At 43.9% G+C, this 19,433-nt stretch carries 18 protein-coding genes and 1 pseudogene; 7 read left to right on the top strand and 12 right to left on the bottom strand.

The features are described from left to right. Positions 1 to 326 precede the first annotated feature (326 nt). The 4 genes and pseudogenes from H5647_RS13880 to H5647_RS22450 all read left to right on the top strand — a co-directional run. Positions 327 to 536, top strand: a complete 210-nt coding sequence (locus tag H5647_RS13880) for a cold-shock protein (protein WP_045859379.1) — start codon at positions 327 to 329, stop codon at positions 534 to 536. 247 nt (positions 537 to 783) lie between these two features. Then, positions 784 to 3,036 (top strand): ribonuclease R, encoded by a 2,253-nt coding sequence (gene rnr, locus H5647_RS13875; protein WP_045859377.1) that lies wholly within the window; start codon positions 784 to 786, stop codon positions 3,034 to 3,036. A 347-nt stretch (positions 3,037 to 3,383) separates the two neighbouring features. Further along, positions 3,384 to 3,773, top strand: coding sequence for a hypothetical protein (locus tag H5647_RS13870; protein WP_045859375.1), 390 nt, complete (start codon positions 3,384 to 3,386; stop codon positions 3,771 to 3,773). A 710-nt stretch (positions 3,774 to 4,483) separates the two neighbouring features. Then, positions 4,484 to 4,663, top strand: a pseudogene (locus H5647_RS22450) (integrase core domain-containing protein); the annotation flags it as partial. Between the two features lie 548 nt (positions 4,664 to 5,211). Here the strand turns inward: H5647_RS22450 and H5647_RS13855 are convergent. Further along, positions 5,212 to 5,661 carry a YehS family protein gene (locus H5647_RS13855; RefSeq protein ID WP_082087061.1) on the bottom strand — a complete coding sequence of 150 codons (450 nt, stop codon included), beginning with the start codon at positions 5,659 to 5,661 and terminating at the stop codon, positions 5,212 to 5,214. Positions 5,662 to 5,681: 20 nt separating this feature from the next. Next, entirely contained in the window at positions 5,682 to 5,984 is a 303-nt protein-coding gene (locus H5647_RS13850; RefSeq protein WP_045859373.1) for a DUF6172 family protein, read from the bottom strand. Positions 5,985 to 6,336: 352 nt separating this feature from the next. Between H5647_RS13850 and H5647_RS13845 the strand changes: the two genes are divergently transcribed. Further along, positions 6,337 to 7,737 (top strand): DEAD/DEAH box helicase, encoded by a 1,401-nt coding sequence (locus H5647_RS13845; protein WP_045859372.1) that lies wholly within the window; start codon positions 6,337 to 6,339, stop codon positions 7,735 to 7,737. Positions 7,738 to 7,887: 150 nt separating this feature from the next. On the opposite strand, the gene H5647_RS13840 is transcribed toward H5647_RS13845, so the two are convergent. The 3 genes from H5647_RS13840 to H5647_RS13830 all read right to left on the bottom strand — a co-directional run bounded on the left by H5647_RS13840 (position 7,888) and on the right by H5647_RS13830 (position 10,110). Next, positions 7,888 to 9,084, bottom strand: a complete 1,197-nt coding sequence (locus H5647_RS13840) for a TMEM143 family protein (RefSeq protein WP_236074898.1) — start codon at positions 9,082 to 9,084, stop codon at positions 7,888 to 7,890. Positions 9,085 to 9,162: 78 nt separating this feature from the next. After that, entirely contained in the window at positions 9,163 to 9,531 is a 369-nt protein-coding gene (locus H5647_RS13835; protein WP_045859369.1) for a gamma-glutamylcyclotransferase family protein, read from the bottom strand. Positions 9,532 to 9,900: 369 nt separating this feature from the next. Next, positions 9,901 to 10,110: a hypothetical protein gene (locus H5647_RS13830; protein WP_045859368.1), complete on the bottom strand. Its 210-nt coding sequence runs from the start codon at positions 10,108 to 10,110 to the stop codon at positions 9,901 to 9,903. A 285-nt stretch (positions 10,111 to 10,395) separates the two neighbouring features. On the opposite strand from H5647_RS13830, the gene H5647_RS22335 reads away from it, so the two are divergent. Beyond that, positions 10,396 to 10,530 carry a hypothetical protein gene (locus tag H5647_RS22335; RefSeq protein ID WP_268871355.1) on the top strand — a complete coding sequence of 45 codons (135 nt, stop codon included), beginning with the start codon at positions 10,396 to 10,398 and terminating at the stop codon, positions 10,528 to 10,530. Positions 10,531 to 10,991: 461 nt separating this feature from the next. Here H5647_RS22335 and H5647_RS13825 read toward each other — a convergent pair whose 3' ends face one another. The 4 genes from H5647_RS13825 to H5647_RS13810 form a co-directional block, all read right to left on the bottom strand. Next, a complete protein-coding gene (locus tag H5647_RS13825; protein ID WP_162926397.1) occupies positions 10,992 to 11,492 on the bottom strand; it encodes a hypothetical protein in 501 nt (166 codons plus the stop codon). Between the two features lie 230 nt (positions 11,493 to 11,722). Beyond that, complete coding sequence (locus H5647_RS13820) at positions 11,723 to 12,961, bottom strand: hypothetical protein (protein WP_045859364.1); 1,239 nt, start codon at positions 12,959 to 12,961, stop codon at positions 11,723 to 11,725. Positions 12,962 to 13,546: 585 nt separating this feature from the next. Next, positions 13,547 to 15,370, bottom strand: coding sequence for a M2 family metallopeptidase (locus H5647_RS13815; protein ID WP_082087060.1), 1,824 nt, complete (start codon positions 15,368 to 15,370; stop codon positions 13,547 to 13,549). 53 nt (positions 15,371 to 15,423) lie between these two features. Continuing rightward, positions 15,424 to 16,029 (bottom strand): HAD family hydrolase, encoded by a 606-nt coding sequence (locus H5647_RS13810; RefSeq protein ID WP_045859362.1) that lies wholly within the window; start codon positions 16,027 to 16,029, stop codon positions 15,424 to 15,426. A gap of 281 nt (positions 16,030 to 16,310) precedes the next feature. Between H5647_RS13810 and H5647_RS13805 the strand changes: the two genes are divergently transcribed. After that, positions 16,311 to 17,018, top strand: a complete 708-nt coding sequence (locus tag H5647_RS13805) for a pseudouridine synthase (RefSeq protein ID WP_045859360.1) — start codon at positions 16,311 to 16,313, stop codon at positions 17,016 to 17,018. Here H5647_RS13805 and H5647_RS13800 read toward each other — a convergent pair. The 3 genes from H5647_RS13800 to H5647_RS13790 all read right to left on the bottom strand — a co-directional run bounded on the left by H5647_RS13800 (position 16,984) and on the right by H5647_RS13790 (position 19,047). Continuing rightward, positions 16,984 to 17,361: a glutathione S-transferase N-terminal domain-containing protein gene (locus H5647_RS13800; RefSeq protein WP_045859358.1), complete on the bottom strand. Its 378-nt coding sequence runs from the start codon at positions 17,359 to 17,361 to the stop codon at positions 16,984 to 16,986. The two genes, H5647_RS13805 and H5647_RS13800, sit on opposite strands and share 35 nt — an antisense overlap. A 229-nt stretch (positions 17,362 to 17,590) precedes the next feature. After that, on the bottom strand, positions 17,591 to 18,040 hold the full coding sequence (locus tag H5647_RS13795; protein WP_045859356.1) for a DUF5675 family protein: 450 nt from the start codon (positions 18,038 to 18,040) through the stop codon (positions 17,591 to 17,593). A gap of 449 nt (positions 18,041 to 18,489) precedes the next feature. After that, the gene (locus tag H5647_RS13790; RefSeq protein WP_045859354.1) at positions 18,490 to 19,047 is read right to left on the bottom strand and encodes a hypothetical protein; all 558 of its coding nucleotides are present in this window, start codon (positions 19,045 to 19,047) and stop codon (positions 18,490 to 18,492) included. Positions 19,048 to 19,433: the final 386 nt, after the last annotated feature.

Below are 19,433 nucleotides of genomic sequence, written 5' to 3'. Positions count from 1 at the left end.
GTTGTCGTCGCTCTAGATACTTTTTTGGGTGGGTACGGTGCTACCACCGCTTTCAGTACCACACCTACCTATTAGCACCACCCCGGCTCGCACCAAAAACAATGCACCAACGTTCTAATGTGTTCTATAGCCATTAAATAATTGCTTTATTGGGCTACTTCCTGTTACCTTAGCCGCCTGGCTTGAGAGAAAGCCCTGTTTTTTTGTTTGTACCTCGTTGTCTTAATCGTAATACTTCGCGTTATCCTCAGTTAAATATCTGTTTTCTTCCCGCTTAATCGCCCCATTCATGGGCGCACTATCTATTATTTTCTAGGATATCTATTATGTCTAATACAACAACTGGTTCAGTTAAATGGTTTAATGAAGCAAAAGGTTTTGGTTTTATTGAACAAAAATCTGGCCCTGACGTTTTTGCTCACTTTAGCGCAATCGTTAGCACGGGTTTTAAAACCTTAGCTGAAGGTCAAAGCGTAGAGTTTACTGTTACACAAGGCCAAAAAGGCCCGCAAGCAGAAAATATTGTTTGCATCTAAACAGATTACGTTAACACGGTTTAAACGCGTGTTAACGTCACACTCACCCTTATCGCGTGAGTGTGATATTTTTTGAACACCCTCTTGAGCAAGTTTAGTTACCGCTCGAATTACTATACCGGCTCTATCGCTGAGTCATTCCCGCCTTATGCTTTATTCAGTATTACCTTTTTCAATATTGAAAATTTCTAGTTTCCTAACTTGACGATACACAATAAAAAGCGATGGGCGGCGTTAAGAGAACTTTATGAGTTTGACCCCTGCCGCACAATTATCTACCCATCAACCTTACGAAAACCCCATCCCCAGTCGTGATTATATTCTCGGCCTTTTTGGTAAAAGAACAAAACAACTGACTCGCCAGCAGATCGCGCACGCTCTAAAGCTTAACGAGCCAGATCAAAAAGAAGCCCTTAGACGACGCCTACGAGCAATGGAACGCGACGGTCAGCTCGCATTCAACCCACGCGCAGGCTATCGATTAATAGATCAAAACCTGCTTGTTGACGGTGTCATTAGTATTCACCCCGATGGCTTTGGTTTCGTGCGCTATAGCGCAACCGATAAAGATTTATTTTTGCCAAAAGTACAATTAAATTATGTATTTGATGGCGATGTCGTTCAGGTATTACTCGAGCCCGACACTAACACCCGCTCGAACAACAGGCTTATCAAAATTATTGAACGTAAAACAACGCATGTAGCCGGCTTATTAAAGCGACAAGGCAAAGATTATGTTGTAGTTCCAGAAAACACTAAAATTCCACAAAAAATTCAATTAGGCGATCACCCACTATTAGGCGCGAAAGCTGGGCAGTATGTTAATACTAAAATCACACATTACCCCAATTATCGTCTCGCTACGCAAGTACAAATTACCGAAGTGTTGGGATACCCGCACTCCGCTGGAATGGAAACGAAACTAGCGCTACGTCGGCATGGCATTACAGACCAATGGCGTGATGAACTTACAGAAAAAGCTGAATCGCTCGGCAACCACGTACTCGAATCGGACAAAAACGCACGAATTGACTACAGAGCGCTGCCTTTTGTAACAATCGATGGTGCCGACGCTAAAGACTTTGATGATGCCGTATATTGTGAGAGAACAGAGTCTGGACAGTGGCGGTTACTTGTTGCCATTGCCGATGTATCACATTATGTGCAGCCAAACGACGCCTTGGACATAGAAGCGCAAGCGCGAGGCACGTCTATCTATTGTCCTGGTCAAGTTATTCCCATGTTGCCCGAATCCCTCTCAAACGGGCTTTGTTCGCTCAACCCGCATGAAGATCGTTTAGTTATGGTATGCGACATGACCATCAACCATGACGGCGTCGTCACTCAATCGCTGTTCTGTGAAGGGATTATTCATTCCCACGCCCGGCTCACTTATGACCAAGCCCATGCGATAGTGGCCAAACCACGCTCAAAAATGGCAAAGAAAATCACTGAAACGCTACCAGCAATAGCACCGCATATTCACAACCTTCACGCACTCTATTTACGTTTAAGCCACGCACGAAAACTGCGAGGGGCAATTGAGTTTGATACTCAGGAACTCGCGCTTAACCTTAACAAAAACCAGAAGATAGCCAGCATAAAACCGATTAAACGACACGATGCGCATCGAATGATAGAAGAGTTTATGCTATGCGCTAATGTCGCCACGGCACAATTTTTAGCTCGCCATAAAATACCGGGGTTGTTTCGCGTACATGCAGGGCCACAACCTAAAAAATTAACACTACTGCGCTCACTCCTCTCCGAAAAAGGATTGGCACTGGCTGGCGGTGATAAACCGACGTCTCATCATTACAATACACTGCTGGAAAAAATCAGCCTGCGTTCGGATGCCAGTGTTATCCGCATCCTACTCTTACGTTCTCAAAGTCAGGCAGAATACGCCCCCAATAATCAGGGCCACTTTGGTTTAGCCTACGAGGCCTATGCACATTTTACGTCGCCCATCCGCCGCTACCCAGATTTAGTGACGCACCGAGCGATTCGAGCAAAAATCCGAGGCAAAGAAAACAGCGGTATTCAACGTATACTCCGTTTCCTTCACCTAGAAAAGTTCGCAGGAAAAACACTCTCTAAAAAAGCATACCCCTATAACGCGGCTGCAATTGAAGCACTAAGTACGCATTGTTCCACACAATCGCGCAAAGCCGACGACGTAAGCCGTGAAGTTGAAAGCGCATTAAAATGTGAGTATATGGAAAAGTTTATTGGCGATTCATATGAAGCAACAGTGTCGGGTGTTGCCAGTTTTGGTTTTTTTGTTGAGCTGGATGAAATAGGCGTAGAAGGTTTAGTGCCACTAGCCAGCCTTACACAAGGCAGCTTTGTCTTTAATGCCTCAAAACAACAGCTGGTGAATGGAACACAACGTATCTCTCTCGGCGATAGAGTAACCGTTAAATTAAAAACCGTTGATTTACGTCAACGTAAAATGGATTTCACTCTTTCGAGTGCACTACGATCCCAGGCAGTATAACGATAATAGCAACTCGGCTTCATTCTCACCGCTATAACCATTCTAAAAACAGCCTGCCAACAAAAATATTGTTAAAGCAGGCTAGGCCCCGCCCCGCTTTTTTAACGGCACGCTATTACTGGCATCAATAAACATTAGCGTCGCCATACACAACCAACGCTTCGGAATGATACGTGTGTTGCAAATAGGCTTTTAAATGTCGTGAAGCCCGCGCCATTAACTTAACTTGTGAGCCAACCTACAAAACACCTCGCTCCTTTTACCCTAACTTAGAGCACGCAGGGATGAATGAATCTCTTCGAGTGCCCTACAGTATTGGGCCTAATCTAAAAAACAGGAGATTTACAATGTTTAACATAAGAATTTTATCAATAGTGGCTTTCGTTATTGGCTTTGCATTAATGCCCAGCCAGTCGCTAGCAGCCTTTGATTGTGGCGACACAGTTACAACCGCGTGTAGCTCCGGCGTGGTGTCTGCCGCACAATACGCGAGCAATCAGTGTGGCCAGTGTGGCACCAATTCGTATAGTGTGGGCGGGGGCTGTTATCGTTTTGAATGTGGAGCAGGCTCACAGTCAACACCTACTCCAACACCCGCACCTACCCCAACACGCGTAGCCTATTCTTGTGGCTCTGGGGTTGTTAGCGCAGCGCAAACGGCTGCTCAAATCTGTGGTACAAGTGGTTATTACACCACCACAACGAATAATTACTGTTACTCTTTCTACTGTAATTAACACTACACAGCTACTCTATTAATATTTATCAGTAGAATAAGCTTACCTATTTTCTATATTGTTCCCATTGTGTTTAATCGTTACCTTAACGAGCAACAATAGAAAGTGTTAGTTAAGAGTGGCTAGCCAATATCACTAGCCACTCTTATTTTAATTCACAACGCGGTAGAGAATATTAAAGAAAATACCACAAAGAAAATCATCAAAAAAAGTGGTGAAGCCAGCTCGGCACAGAGAACTGAATCATAAAGTGAATGCGCAATACAACGTTAGTATTCGTGTCACTTGCTATGCATACCACGCGCGATTATCGGATAAAAATATGGAAATAGCCGATTGTATTTTAAGATTAACCGCAGCGAACAAACGCTGGGGATTTGGTTTATATTTTTTTATTTTTACGCAACACTAAAGTCTTTCGTTGGAATCATAAACGCGGTTACCGTATTTATACCAAGTTTAAATTAAACCTGCGAATTAAGCCGAAAAAGCGAACTAAGCGTGACAAGCCAGAAGCGCTGATTGTCCCATTAGAGGTCAACCAAGTGTGATCTATAGAATTTATAAATCATTCATTCGCTGAAACAAGTGATTGAATGGCGGGAAAATCCTGCGGCCATTCATTTTAACAACGGCCCGAATATATTCGCCAAGTATCCATTGATTGGACGACAGAATAAGAAACTTTATGATGTGTTCAGCGAGGAAAACCAACTAAAAATCATTATATTGAACGGTTTAATCGAACCGCTAGACAAGAATAGCTGAAACTCAATTTGTTTGAGGATATAAAACACGCTCAAATCTTGGCGATTCAATGGCAGTGGACGTACAACAATCATCGACCACATTCAGCCATTGCCGGTATTCCACCAACACAATTGCTTTAAAAGCTAAGCCCTCTACTTTTAACTGAGGTTAATAATGGCAGGATTACAAGGTAGCGTTTATTCATAACAACGGAGTAATGCGCTCAGCTCAATGGAGGCTCATCTTAGCAGAACTGCCTGTTTTTGTTGAACCGTCATAAAAAATAAGGTGTCAACTTGCAATAACGCCCTAGTAAAAACGAAATAAACGCGTGATATGGCTGTATAAAAGTTTAGTAGAAAACGTTATTTTACAACGTATTCGGTGTTGGGCGTTTTTACACGATAACCGATGAGGTATAACATCTCACACTAATTTGTGCTCGGCATTAAATCAGGCGGCACCGAACGGGCACCTTAGCGAAACGAATATAGAGAATGAATGAATAAAAAAAACATTTTAAGAGCGCACACTGTGCTGGGAGTGTCAGCAGGGTTCAATATGTTTAACAACTAAACCTGACGCCCTTTTAAGCCGCCTTAGTGATAAAGAAAGTTCATGTGCGCCACGTCAATTCTGCAATTAAAAGTTTTACCGTGGCGCGTCACACAAAAAACTGCGTCAAAGTCTACGTTTGATTTTTACGAAAGTGCTTTTCCATTCCATCCAGAAAGTTATTCAACAATGGGTCTAGGCATTCTCGATAATTTTTATGGTCTGGGCGCCTAAATAAAGCGCTGAGTTCATGTTTGCTTAACGTAACCTCGTTTAGCATCAGTATTTCGAGCAAACCATCCGCCTGTAAATTGAGTGCTATTTTTAATTTACGCAACACCATATTGTTACTTAGAACAGTCTCAGGCTCTGGTATGGTGTCATCTTTAGCGCCTCGCTTATGGCTTATTAACCCATTTAGAAAACGCGCTAGCTTTTCATCTTTACACAAAGCAAATTCAGGCTCGCCTTCACTAGCCAACCAAGAGGCCAACTCTGATTGACTACCTTCGTGCCCGCCCTGCGCAAATACAGACAGCATAAGCTCATCGGTGAGACCAAAAATAGTCTGTACTCGCTGCAATATAGCGTTAGTGTTGATAGCTACCCCTCCTGTGCAGATGGGTTTTCAGCGGCCTCAATGGGCTTCGCTGTAATTTCCACGTAAATGGTCAAAATATTGTTGGCCACAAGATCATCAATATTCTTCGTTAGCGTGGACAAATGCACCTCTACAGCGGTCTCTTCAGATTGCCCAAATTTACAATCAAAACCCCAATACTTTGCCCCAGCAGGCAAAGGTCGTTTACGTTCTTTTTTGAGGTATTTTCTAATATCGTGCTTTACAGAATCGACTACGCGCGGCACTTTTATCTTAGGGTGTTCTAGCTTAAAGGTCTTTTTCATTGGGTTCCTACTAATGGTTCCTACTAATGGGTTGCTACAATTGAGTAGCGACTAGCATGGGCAGCCTCTATACGCACTCCTTTGCAGAGGCATGGTACAGGGGAGCGTAGCGAATGCCGCGCAGTGTAATGTTTATGGGGCAATTCTACCATTACTTTGGCCTTAAGCTTACGCGCTGCTAGGCGAGTATTAGCCACCTAACGCTATTAACGCGTTAGCGCCCCCAAACGTTCGCAACGCAGGCTTTATACAGTGCTATTAGCTACGGCTATTCGTGCCGATCCTGTATAGTGCGCGAACCTTCGCGTATTTGGCGTTTTTTGTTTTTTTAATCTTATTTCTAAGGTGGTATATGTCGTTTTCAGAGCTTGGTTTAAGTCAGTCATTGTTGCAGGCCATTGCTGACAAGGGCTATGTAACGCCTACACCCATTCAAGAACAGGCCATACCCGTTGTGCTCGCGGGCAAAGACCTTATTGCTACCGCCCAGACAGGCACCGGTAAGACAGCCAGTTTTATACTGCCTATTATAGACCGCGTAGCCGGTCGCAAACTGCGCGGTAAACGAATTCGAGCGTTAGTCTTGGTTCCCACCCGCGAACTGGCAGTACAAGTTGCCGAGAATGTCGCCCGCTACTCCGTCCATTCGGACATTCGCTGTATTGCCATGTATGGCGGCAGTGATATGGAAAGTCAGAAACAAGCATTGATTGCCGGTGTCGATATTGTCGTGGCAACGCCCGGCAGGTTGTTGGATATGGTCCATCAACGCGCGCTACATTTCGATGAACTAGAATACCTGGTATTAGATGAAGCCGATCGCATGCTCGATATGGGCTTTGTCGATGATATTAATAAGATCATCGAGCGCTTACCCACAGAACGCCAAAACCTGCTGTTTTCAGCCACCATGTCTAAATCCGTTAAGCAACTCGTCAAAACAACCATTTTTCATGCGGTGGAGATATCGTTGGGCAGCAGCAATATCAATAAACCCGATATTGAACAGTGGTTAGTCACAGTCGATAAAGATAAAAAGTCGGCGCTATTAAGCCACCTTATTCAAACGCACAACTGGCAACAGGCACTTATTTTTATTCGCACCAAACACGGCGCCGTAAAACTGGTTGAGCAACTAGCAAAGCGCGGCATAACCGCAGACTATATTCACGGTGATCGTAGCCAAGCGGCACGCACCGAAATTTTAGCCAGTTTCAAGTCGGGAGAATGTGGTTTGCTCGTGGCTACCGGTGTCGCTGCTCGAGGGTTGGATATAGACACCCTAGACCGTGTTGTGAATTACGATCTACCCAATGAGGTTGACGAGTATATTCACCGCATTGGTCGTACGGGCCGTGCCGGCGCAAAAGGTGAAGCGGTTTCGCTTATTTCAAAAGATGACTTTAATACACTTTGCGCGATAGAAAGCCGATTAGGTCATATAGTTGAGCGCAGGGATTTAGAAGCCTTCGCACCAAGGAAAGTAGTGCCCATCTCCATTTTAAACTACGTGCCCAAAAACAAAAGACTCGATACGTCGCCGAAAAGCGATGCAACCCGACAAAGCCAAAAAAATACGCCGTCAAAATCGGCCAATAAAAAAAGCGCTTCCCAAAACGACAAAGCACCAAGCAAACTTAAGCAAAAGGCCTCAGTGAAAAAACCGAAAACGGCGAGCACTAAAACCAGCGACGGCACATTCCCTTGGAAGAATAAAAAGGTTAAAAAGAATATTACCATTAAGCCGCGTTAAATGGATAAGCGAATACTGCTACCCCCTAGCTAGAACCCAAACACGCGCATAAAAAATTTTTATAACGACGAGTTAGCGGCTAAAAATAGCCGCCTTTAGTTGTAGTTAGGGCAGAAAATTCGCGTAATGGGGAAGCCGTATAATCGGCTTTTACGTGAAGTCGAAATACGCATCCCAGCGCTGGTCTAATATCAGCATCGCCTTTTTTAATGGCAACGCAGTGTAGCCACCTTGGGCGTGATACACCAAACCTAGCCGCAACAACTTCGCCATTGCGTCATCTATTTCAAAATCAATCGTGCAACCCCATTTCTCTACCAGCCATCGCTCGATACTATCATCTAACTGGTTACGGCTTAGCGGCGCATCGCTTAGCAAAAGAAAATAGTACGCCAGTATAGCCTCTTTACACTCTTCCTCTTGAGCATCGTTGATCAATCGAAAAATAACACCTGCGTTATTATCTAAATTCTTAAAATATAAGTTTTGCGTTAATTGCTGCATAAAACGCAACTTTCGATTCTTAAAGTTAGAAAACTGCTTCCACAAATAAGTACCCAGCGCACCCAAACCCGCGAACACAATAGAAAGATTGGTTGCATTCATTTCCACTGCTTTTTGGTGAAAGCCAAACCAAAACCCCAACATAGAAGCAATAAGTAAAAAAGTCGCCCCCACCTTAGTGGTTAGCACAATAGCCCCACTCACCACCGCAGGAACACCAATGAGAATTTTATCCTGCGTACGCATACGCAATTGAGTGTTGGGAAACAACATTTCCAAATCGGCTTGAGGTACATTTTGAAAAAGTTTCAACGTCGACACACTCTCATTCGATTTAAAACGTATGTACACCACCACTCGGTCGTAGTTAACGAATTCCACCGTTTTGGAGGACAAACCAAACCAACGGCTAACACTCTGTTGCTGCACAGACTGCCCTCTACAAAAAAGCAACACTTCAGAAAAATCATTAAAATCCACATGCAACCGCAAATCAAATAAAGACGCGTTGGTCATTGCCCGATTTAATTCTTCGTCAGAAACCGCCTGATAATTAGCTTTTTCCAATGTGGTCTTTAAGAGTGCAACAAACTGGCCGGTAGAATCTTCCGCAACAGGAAAGACACTACGCGTGTCGGCGTCTGGGTCCATTGGCGAATAGGCTTCTTTCAATGCGTCCAAAACGCCCTTGAACTCATAATGAAAAACTTGCGTGAGCACACCTGTAAACTGTAGAAACGCCTCTCGTTGCTCTGCCAGCTCACTCTCACTTAAACACATTTTAACAATGTCGCTTACGCGAAACGGAATAAATCTAAAAGCCTTCGTCTCAGTATTGTTCACGATTCGTGTCCTACGTTGCTATGTTAAATTTAAAGCGGCTAAAAATGGCTAACGATATCTAAGCGAAATTAACGATAACTACTCTGGCCCCGCACAACTGCTATACAAATAAACCCACGCATCATAAATCTCTGAAGCCGCCAGCAGCCTAACCTCCTGCCGATGGCGGAAAAACTCATGGGGCTCAGTGCACTCTTCGCTACAGCCCTCGTAGCGGTCAAGCCCACGAAAAAGATCATCACTGGCGTTAGAGTGAATACGGTACAACTCCCCTACCACCCTTTCATTAGGGTCGCCTGAAGGCTGCACACCACAATAACCCTCTAGCTGTACCTTAATCCCACCCATGCTAGCCTCACCTAATAGATCACAATAGCCCCGCAGAAAATTGTGCATGGGATGGCCTTCTGTAGTACGGAGCGTACCGTAAACGAAAAGAGTTTCCATAATATAATCCTACAGAAAGCTTAAAGGGTGGCCGCATTATAGAACGCTATAACGCGCCAGGTAAATTAACTGCCTATCTGGCGGTTAATGACGAACCAACCGTCCACAACACCACCGGCTTCAACAAGCCATAAAAATAAATATTCAATAAAAAGCCAAACATCGGCCAACACAAACACTTATCTTTACAGGTTTGACGAGACAACCAAAAAATAAGCTGCCTATTCATTAATATTTACCACAGGCTTCTAAAACAATGCCCTATATACACCACACCCGAAACCAACAGAACCATCGCGGCTGGGAAATATAGCATTCGCAACCTTTACGCAAAACCAGCGTATTCTCAATTGCCATTTATTGTGTCGATCACTGCAAAAGATCAGGGTCATTTAATAATGGGTCGTGCATTTCGGGGATGAGTTGGTTTTCTTCGCCCGTGCTTTCGCTTTTGCTGGGGTAGCCTTTTTGCCATGTGAGCTTCTGGGTGCTTAGCCAGTTTTGCATGGTGGCCTCATCCACTTCTTGTTTTTTATGCTGACCGATGTATAAACGGTAGTGAGCAAAATAATGGCCCACAGTGCCTTGTGCTTTTTATACGGCTCTGTGGGGCATTGCACATAATTCCTGCATTATGTTAAGTGGGGCTGGCGGCTTTATTTCGATGGGATTAGGGGGTATCTAGTGTGTTGTCTCCCTGAACTCCGCCAAGTCTATCTCGAACAAACGGCGATAGCGCATCACGATAATCACATCAGTTTGGCTTTCTTTTGGAAGGTAGATAATACGATACGGTCTAATTCACACTTCTTTCAGCGTCTGTTGGCTCACGGTGGCGTAGATCTGCGTGGAACTTAAACTCTTATGCCCAAGCATCTCTTGGGTGTGGCGAAACAAGAGACAGCCTCCCGCTTTATTGATATTGATCGTGGCTTTGCTTTGGCCCAAGTGGCCAATGCCAGTACGGTACAAAGTTTCGATAATCCTGCAATCTTGTAGCCCGTGGTACGCGCTAAATCAATTACCGCAATAACGCAAGTGATTACTGTAAGACACGCTAAAAGTTGCTGTAAGCGTTTCTCGTATCCGTACACGGCATGGCGGCTGTAGTGGCGTGACTGTAATTAGTCAATGCCTTAGGCCAAGGTGATGGAGTGTATTATTACCGCACTCATAAGCTGAAGTAATGAGCCATGCCCCACCCTAAGCGAAGCCAAAAAACAACACCAGCACCCTTCTTTTTTAACTAATTTTTTACTGTGAGTTTTTAGTGTTTATTTTTGGTTTATTCACTGCAAAACCTCAGGGTCATTTAATAATGGGGCGTGCATTCCGGGGACAAGTTGGTTTGCTTCGCCCGTGCATTCGCTTCTAATGAGGGTAGCCTTTTTGCCATGTGAGTTTCTCGATGTTTAGTCCGTTTAGGCTGAAGAACTACCGATTAACTGGCGTGCTAGATATTAGTATATACAGGAAGTTTCAGTTTTTTCGACGTCTATTTTCCAAAAATCGCTTCCACCAGCACTTATTTCATACACGCTAACATACGGAAAAACAAAATGTATCTCGTAATCTTTACCTTCTTCAAAGGTTACCCTAAAATTATACGTCGCTTTCCCGAAGTTATTTTTAGCCGCTACGTAAATATCCTGAGGTTTTTCTGTTGACATATAAACCTCCATATATTGGTAGTTATCAACTTCACCCTTCCGTTCGCGAATCCATGGCATACCCAAACTATTCTCAGGCAATGAACCGTCCGAATACCCCTTCTTTAACAATCCATAACCTATCAATTGACGACAGTCATTATTCTGAACATTATAAACTCTTGTACTGGTCATACCGGTAACTACTCGAACCCTCGCTTTTGGGCCCAAAACGCTAGCGCGCTCGTATTTCGTTAAATTGACGCACCCACCTAAAATAAAAGCCACCAACATCAAAACTATAGACTTCATAAACGAACGTCCTTTGCCTGTTACCCAAACGACTCATTACTGAAAATCAGTGAAATACTCTAATGAAATTTTATGGGTTTCGGTCAAACATTATGTACTAGCAATACACCCACACAATACAATATAGCGAACCCACTTGATGGGTAAATTACGTTTACCATCTTACCTTTATGATAAATACGGGCATACTCATGCACGATCCCATAGGAAATAAACCAGCGGGTAAACGATCAATTTCTACGGATGAATGATATACGGCCTTCACTCGCCATTCGGTAGGCGGTTGATATACCAAGAAATATGAAAATGAAATCTAGCCAGTCAAAGCTATCTTTAAATACCTCCATTGTGGCGAATGACCCCAGCGCTCCTTCCAAGTCCTCGCCTGACGACAAATTTACCATCAAGGAGAAATCTTCATAGGCTTCTTCTAGCGAGACACGGCTACGATCAACTAAGTGTTGATCGATCGCTGCTGGATCTTGCTCGTCAACATAACCGTACTCGATCATGTACTCACGCATTGCCTGATCGTCTGCAAGTGCGGTTTGCATTGCTTGCGCTTCGTATTGCATCTCACTCGCCATTTCATCCAAGTATTCCGTGCTCGATGAATCGCGTAATTCACTGAAATATTCTTGTGATAACGACGATGCAACCATGTACTTGCCACCGACGATAGCAACTAAGGCCATTACGGCACACAGGTAGGCTGCGTCATCCCCATAGGCACCGTAAAATACAGCGGCTGCACCAATTAGGCCGCCGATTGCCCACGCTAAAACACCAAACTCGGTGTAAAACTGAACCGCCACAACCTTCCAGACAAAAGCGCTAATTAGAGCCGCAGCTGCCGTCGCTAATACCATTTTCAGTGTTATCCCGCTATTTTCTTCGATACGTTCAGCAGAATCCCGCACGGTGCTTGCCCTAGAAGGCTCTGTTTTAGCTAACTTTTCCATTGGAGCATTAACTTTCGCAACCTTTGCGACAATTACACCGCACCCATGGCACTCGTCATTCTGAGCCTGTACAAGACTGCACTTGGGGCATGTCATCTCAGCGGGAGTGTGAGGTGGTGTATTAGTAATTTTCTCGAGGGGAGACTCATCGTTCGATATAGGAGCCAAAGAGAGCCCTTGAGGTGCCAACAAGCTTGGGCTGGGTACAGCAGAAGTGGTTATCTCGGGATTATCTATAGGCTCTAGCGCTAACGCTAAAGAGGTTCTATCTGGCAAGATACGCTCTAGTTTAATTTTAAGGCCTAGAGTTTCAAGCTTTGTTTTTAGATGAAACGCCTTATCGTGGGGAATCGATTTTTTAATTTCACGCTTGCCAAGAATAATTTTCTTGGCTGTTGAAGCCTCTATTTTGGCCAACGAGGCAAATGCTGCAATAACATCGTTGGGCACGAACTCTCTCTGGAACTCCCCCGTACACACAACATTAAACAGCGTTTCTTCGGTCATTGTATCTCCTTATACCTCTTAATACGCTCTGAATGCTGAGCGCGACTAGAAAATGAGCATCCCTTAATCCATCGATCACAATGCGTGCATTCCTTACGACGCAAAATGCGCGCTCTAACGTATTTACGGATTGATAATACGAATAACCACGCACATTATCAATATCCACGTATTGCAATATTAAGCAATTGTTGCGGGCATAAACGTGTAAGAACTCTCGTTCAACACCGATGAAACACTGTGATTTATTGCACAAAGTGAGAGTGCTGTAAAATGAAGCAACCCTACAAAGACATTATTTAACGCGTTAACCTCCGTCGTTCCACAGATTGCTAATGGGTATACCGCTATACGATACAGTGCATTTTTATAGTACAGCGAGAACTTCCACTTCATGTTGAGCAGAAGCAATAAATTGACATAAAAAAGGGGGCGCCAGGAAAGCTCGCGCCGTTTATGCTATAAAGCCGGTTCAAAATTAAAACAGATAAGGGAAAATCGCAAACTAAAACAATATTTTGCCCTATAGAAAATACTAACTAAGCAAGTGAAATAAGTAGGACAAGCTTTTATTGTGCGATGACATTACCAACCACAAACCCTACCTTCATTTTGCTTATCTAACCACGTTTTAACGGGAGCAAAATAATCAACAATTGCACTTGCATCCATTTCCCGCTGGCCTGTTAGCGCGAACATGGCGTCTTGCCATGGCCGACTGCGGCCCATTTCCATCATGGCCTTTAGTTTTTTTCCAGCAGCTTTATTACCGTAAATAGAGCATCGATGCAGCGGACCTTCGTATTCTGCTGTTTCACAAAGCGCACGATGAAATTGAAACTGTTGAATATACGATAAGAAATAACGGCTATAGGGTGTATTGCCTGGAATATGGTATTTGGCCCCGGGGTCAAAATTATTTTCGTTTCGGTGTACCGGTGCCTCTATACCTTGGTAGTGCTCACGCAAAGCCCACCACCCTTCATTATAATTTTCGGGTGACAGCTCGCCATTAAACACCTGCCACCGCCACTTATCCACTAAGAGCCCAAACGGTAAAAAAGCCACTTTATCCAACGCTTGATTCAGTAAAAACCCTAAATCTTCATGTGCGGGCGGCTCTTTATCCAGCATCCCAATGGACACAAGATAACTGGGCGTAATTGAAAGCGCAATGGTATCGCCTAGAGCCTCGTGAAAACCGTCATTCGCGCTTCCCTTAAACAACAAGGGCTGATGATTATAAGCACGCTGATAATAATTGTGCCCCAACTCATGATGAATGGTTTGAAAATCTTCGGAGTCTTTTTGAATACACATTTTAATGCGCAGATCATCTTTGTCATCCAAATTCCATGCGCTCGCATGGCACACCACCTCTCTATCTCTTGGCTTGACAAAAAGTGAGCGTTCCCAAAAGCTGGTAGGCAAAGACTCAAAACCTAATGAGGAAAAAAAGGCTTCTCCGGTTTCGACCATGTCTAACTCGGTCATTCCTTTTTCCTCTATAAGCGATGTAATATCGACGCTAGATGTTTCACCAGCAGGCTTAATTTTATTGTAAATATTACCCCATGACTGCGCCCACATATTGCCGAGTAAATGCGCGGGTATCTTGCCCGTTTTAGATACAATTTCATCACCATAGGTTTTATTCAATTCCGCACGTACATGGCAATGCAGTGCATCGTACAATGGTTTTACCATATTCCATTGAGTATCGACATATTGACTAAAAATATCGGCAGGCATATCGTAATTCGATCGCCACATTACGGAGAGGTTCTCAAACCCAAGGTCTTGAGCGCCTTGGTTGGCTATTTCAACTTGCCGCTCATAAAGCGAGCGCATAGGAGGCGATATTGTTCGCCAACCTTCCCACATTTCTTGCATTAATTTAGGATCATCGCTTTTCGCAAGGAACTGACTCATTTCGATTAAATTAAAACACTCGCCGGTTTCACGACAATACTTACCCTCACCGTATAACGCCTGCATTTTTGCTGCTATTTCAGAAAGTTCAGTCGCCAACATTTCGTCGTTTGGGGAGGGGAAATCCAACCCTGCTCGAAGAACATTCAGCTTTCGGCGGGTTACTGGATCCAACGTAACATTATCCCAATGCTTAACCTGCATCGCGTATTTTACGGTCTTCAGCGTAAAATCTTTAAATGCACGAGCTTCGACATGTTGACTATCCATATTAATGTAAGTTGCGCTTAACCATGCAGCATGACTATAAAACACGCTAGCGTCAGCAATTGCATCTTCAGCCTCGGCTAGAAAAACCCTAGCACTTTCTTCGTTGTAAACTGTATTTGTGGAAGCTAGTGAATTTGAACGGAACTCGCAAGCGGCAACACTACAGTAAACCAAACCCATAATTAATATGCTATACAACCTATTCATCGCAACACGACTCCTATATTTTGGCCTGCGTGAAAACACGCCATCTGTATATTTTACAAACAATTATGCTGAGTTAGCACAGCTAAAACGTCATCGAAACCTACAGCCTTCTGGGCCTGTAGCCCTGCTGCAAGTGCACCCTGAATATTTATTTGGTTATCATCAATAAATAAAATAGATTCTGGTGATACGCCCATATCAGCCGACACATAGTGAAAGCCGCTCACATCCGGTTTGAAATGTCCGATTTCATAGGAAGCATAAGTATAATCAAAGTAATCAGCCAGTTGTAGTTCGTTTAATAAACGGGGCAAGTGAAGAGAGCTCGTATTTGAGAAGAATGCGAGATTATAGTTTTTTTTGAGTGCGCACAAAAGTTCGGTAACACCAGGAAAAAGTGCTTTCGGCCATTCGACAAAGGCCTGCCTAAAGGTATCTTCCGACGTATTAAGGCTCAATTCCTTTACAACGCCGGTTACGAAATCTTCTGCCGTAATTTTTCCTGTCTCAAAATTTTTTACGTACGACGATGACATCCAACGTTGCCAGTTTTCTTCATGACTGAGCGTCTCGTTAATCCATTCTTTTTTGATGGGAGGGCCATCCAGTTCAATTAAAACGCCGCCAAGATCAAATAGTAGTGTACTAATAGCCGTCATAATCATTACCGTATGCGCAAGAAATAAAATAAATACCAATCATTAATGGGTATTCGAGGGTGGAGCACAACACAATGTTATGCAATGACTTCAAACCTTCAGAGGGCAGCAAGCAACTGCTAAACGGGTAACTGCGCATGACTCGCCGATAGACTGTTTCACACCATTGCCATCCAATGCGTTTTCATTTAAACACGCTAACATAACCTTTAGAGCATAGGTGTTGATAGCGCGCTCAAATTTGGATAGTTGCCCCGATTACTGGTATTGTGCCTCGCACTATGAAATCAACACGTGCTCGACTCGATCGGCTTATCAGCCAAAAAACCCAAATACCCATGAGCGAGGTACGTCTGATGCTTGCCAGAAAGCAAGTTGAAGTTGACGGGAACACTGCGCTCGATCATAAGCAGATTGTAACCCAGTTTTCCAGAATCTCGGTGAATGGGCAGTTACTGCAAGACAACTCCCCTGTGTATCTTATGCTGCACAAGCCTAGAGGCGTCGTATGTGCGACACAAGACAAACGTCATACAACCGTTATAGATTTGATCGATCACCCGATGAAAGACCATTTGCATATCGCGGGGCGCCTGGATTTTAACTCAACAGGAATAGTGCTGTTGACTAACGATGGCCATTGGTCACGTAACCTCTTCTCACCAACGGCCCACATACAAAAATATTATCGTGTTACGTTAGCCGAAACAATAACCGAAGAAACCGTTCGAGCGTTTGCTGAGGGCATTTATTTTAAGTACGAAAACATCACCACACGGCCTGCAACGCTAACCCCTGAAGGCGCTCGCTGTGCCACAGTAGCGTTAACTGAAGGCCGTTATCATCAAATAAAAAGAATGTTTGGTGTCTTTCAGAACGAGGTGCTAAGCCTTCACCGCTACCAAGTTGGCGCCCTTACTCTGGACGATTTACCCGAGGGTAAATGTCGATTGCTTAAGCAGCAAAGCGCTGGTTCAAATAGCGAATAATATCCCCAGACTCATACATCCACTGTACCGAATCGCCCTCTTCTATGCGCAGGCAAGGCACTTTTATCTGGCCACCCTCTTTAGCCAATTCTTCTCGGTATTCTCCGGCCTGAGCATTCCTGTATGCAATAGGCAGGTTGAGCTTATGTACGGCGCGGCGCGTTTTGACGCAAAATGGACAGGCATAAAATTGATAGATAGATAAACCTTCTGCTTTCAACGCTATTGCCGCTTGCTGCTCAGTAGAACGCTTGATTTTACTGGGCCGCGTAATGAAGCTTATCAACACTATAATTCGCCCCAAACCTTCTCTCAAACCTTTTAATAATAACGATTTAACCATATTACACAGACCACCTGTTTTAGTGCGATTGCTACAGAATTTTAAAGGCGCGTACTCTAACAGACTCTATGGAACGTTTACACTCGGTGTACAGGTAACGTATGGCAGGGGAAGGTACCGATAAAAAACGTAAATGTGGGTAAGACTACAACGGACTGGGAGTGATAATTGGGAAAAGAAGGCGAATAGGCTTAAAAAAGTAGCCTATTCGCTTGAAATAAACGTTCGGCTAGAGGTCGTTGTCTTCATACCGAATGCTAAGGTTACCAGCTGCAGCCGCATCAACGACTTTTGGATAGAAATTGGCGTACGCGACACGGCTTGACGAAATACTCATATCACCTGGCGTTGTATTCGAGCCAGCACCCACTAATAGACAACCCGCGGTGTCTTCATCTGTATTGCCACAATGAATTAAAACATACGTGAAGTTAGGCACATCTTGTAGATGCAACATCCCTTTATGCATATCAGGATAACGCTTTTGGTATCGATTATGAAAACCACCTTCGGTTCTCAATTTAATGTTATAGGTACCCGCCGGAATACGTGTTTCGTTCTGAACTTTTTCTTCACGAAATTCATCTTCTAAGCCAAAACACACAAACTTTCCGTCTACTGACACTCTGCTGATGGTTGTATCATCATCTGATACGATTCTATCGACCACTATTTCCATAGCTTATTTCCTTCGGTTTATTGAGGTATTGTTTTGCCTTAAAAAGTAACAGCCACTCACGCCAATTTAAATTCTCGATACACACACTAAAAAACGGGAAAGATTATAAACGTTCATTGTTAACGACAGCTATAGCACGCAACAATTACTGACCGCATCGCGACATGCCAATGCCCACACATTATTGAGTTGAGATCTTAGTGCTACGCGTCGTTTAAACATTGTTCTTTTTGCGCATAAATGGCGTCAAATTATACCTGACCAGAAAAATGCTTTAAACGATACCAACACCTGCGAATAAACAAGGGGGCACCCAGTAGGCAGAAGGAGTACATTAAAGACGATAAATAAAGGGTTTAATAAATAGTATATGAGCTCGCTTGCGACCTGCAATAGTTATCTGTAATGCTCTCGTCAAAGTTTAGTTCGCGAGATAACACGTTATTTGTCTATGCGTCTTTTACGTTAAGCGCCCATGCTCCTATTAATTTTGGATGGGCCCCACCTTCTTGCGGGTCATCACCGTTAATGATGTACAAATCACCCGCCAGTGCGCTGCTCGCACTCAAACCATCTAACGGAATCCATGGAGGGCCAAAATCAAACGCCTTTCTATCGGATACGTGCTCTTTAGGTGGCTCCATCACAAAAATAGACTCTTGCCCTTGGCTATTTTTAATGCCGCCGCTACCAAAAACATATAACGTTGATAGGTTATTGTCGACTAACTCTATATCAAAACGGGTTGCTCCCACGGCAATTTCAGGTTTTTCATTAAACACTTGCTCGCCCTCACCACCGATACCCCAATTATTCCCATCACTTTTTATTAAAGACAGGTTAAAGCTCGAGGCAAGGTAACCTTCTTTCTGAGCCGCATGAACAATTACGCTTACAGACAGCTGAGTAACATGTGAGCCGTTGGCCTGATGTCCGGTAGGCAAGCTTCTAGACGATTCACTGCCCCAACCCAACAACTTTTTTAATGTAGTTATAATTCCGCTCATAGTCTTCCTACTCCTTTCATGAATGACGTACTTTTGCCCTGTATTACTGCGCTATCTGAAACCGGATGCGCGCAATACTCCCAGAAAAAAACAATTATGTCTATTAGGATAAGGTACTGCATTAGCGCATACCTCATTAAGCTGTATCAACACGACTATTCAGCCCTCCGCTACGGGCACAATAAAGGAAGCCTCACAGACTTAACCGCCACCTCTAGCGCCAGGCTTTTCTGTGCAGCTGTTAAGTTTAAAGTGTCGTTGTTTGTGTTTGATGAGGGGGGCATGCAGGATAGGTAGGAATAAAACGAGAGAGAAAAGCCAATTAAAAGAAGAAACGCGCAGTATGCGGAATAGGTGCACCCCATACTGCGCTTTAACCAAAAAAG

Source organism: Teredinibacter purpureus, assembly GCF_014217335.1.
Classification (GTDB): domain Bacteria; phylum Pseudomonadota; class Gammaproteobacteria; order Pseudomonadales; family Cellvibrionaceae; genus Teredinibacter; species Teredinibacter purpureus.
The sequence above is the reverse complement of the archived record's forward strand: the minus strand, read 5'-3'. Positions and strand labels throughout refer to the sequence as shown.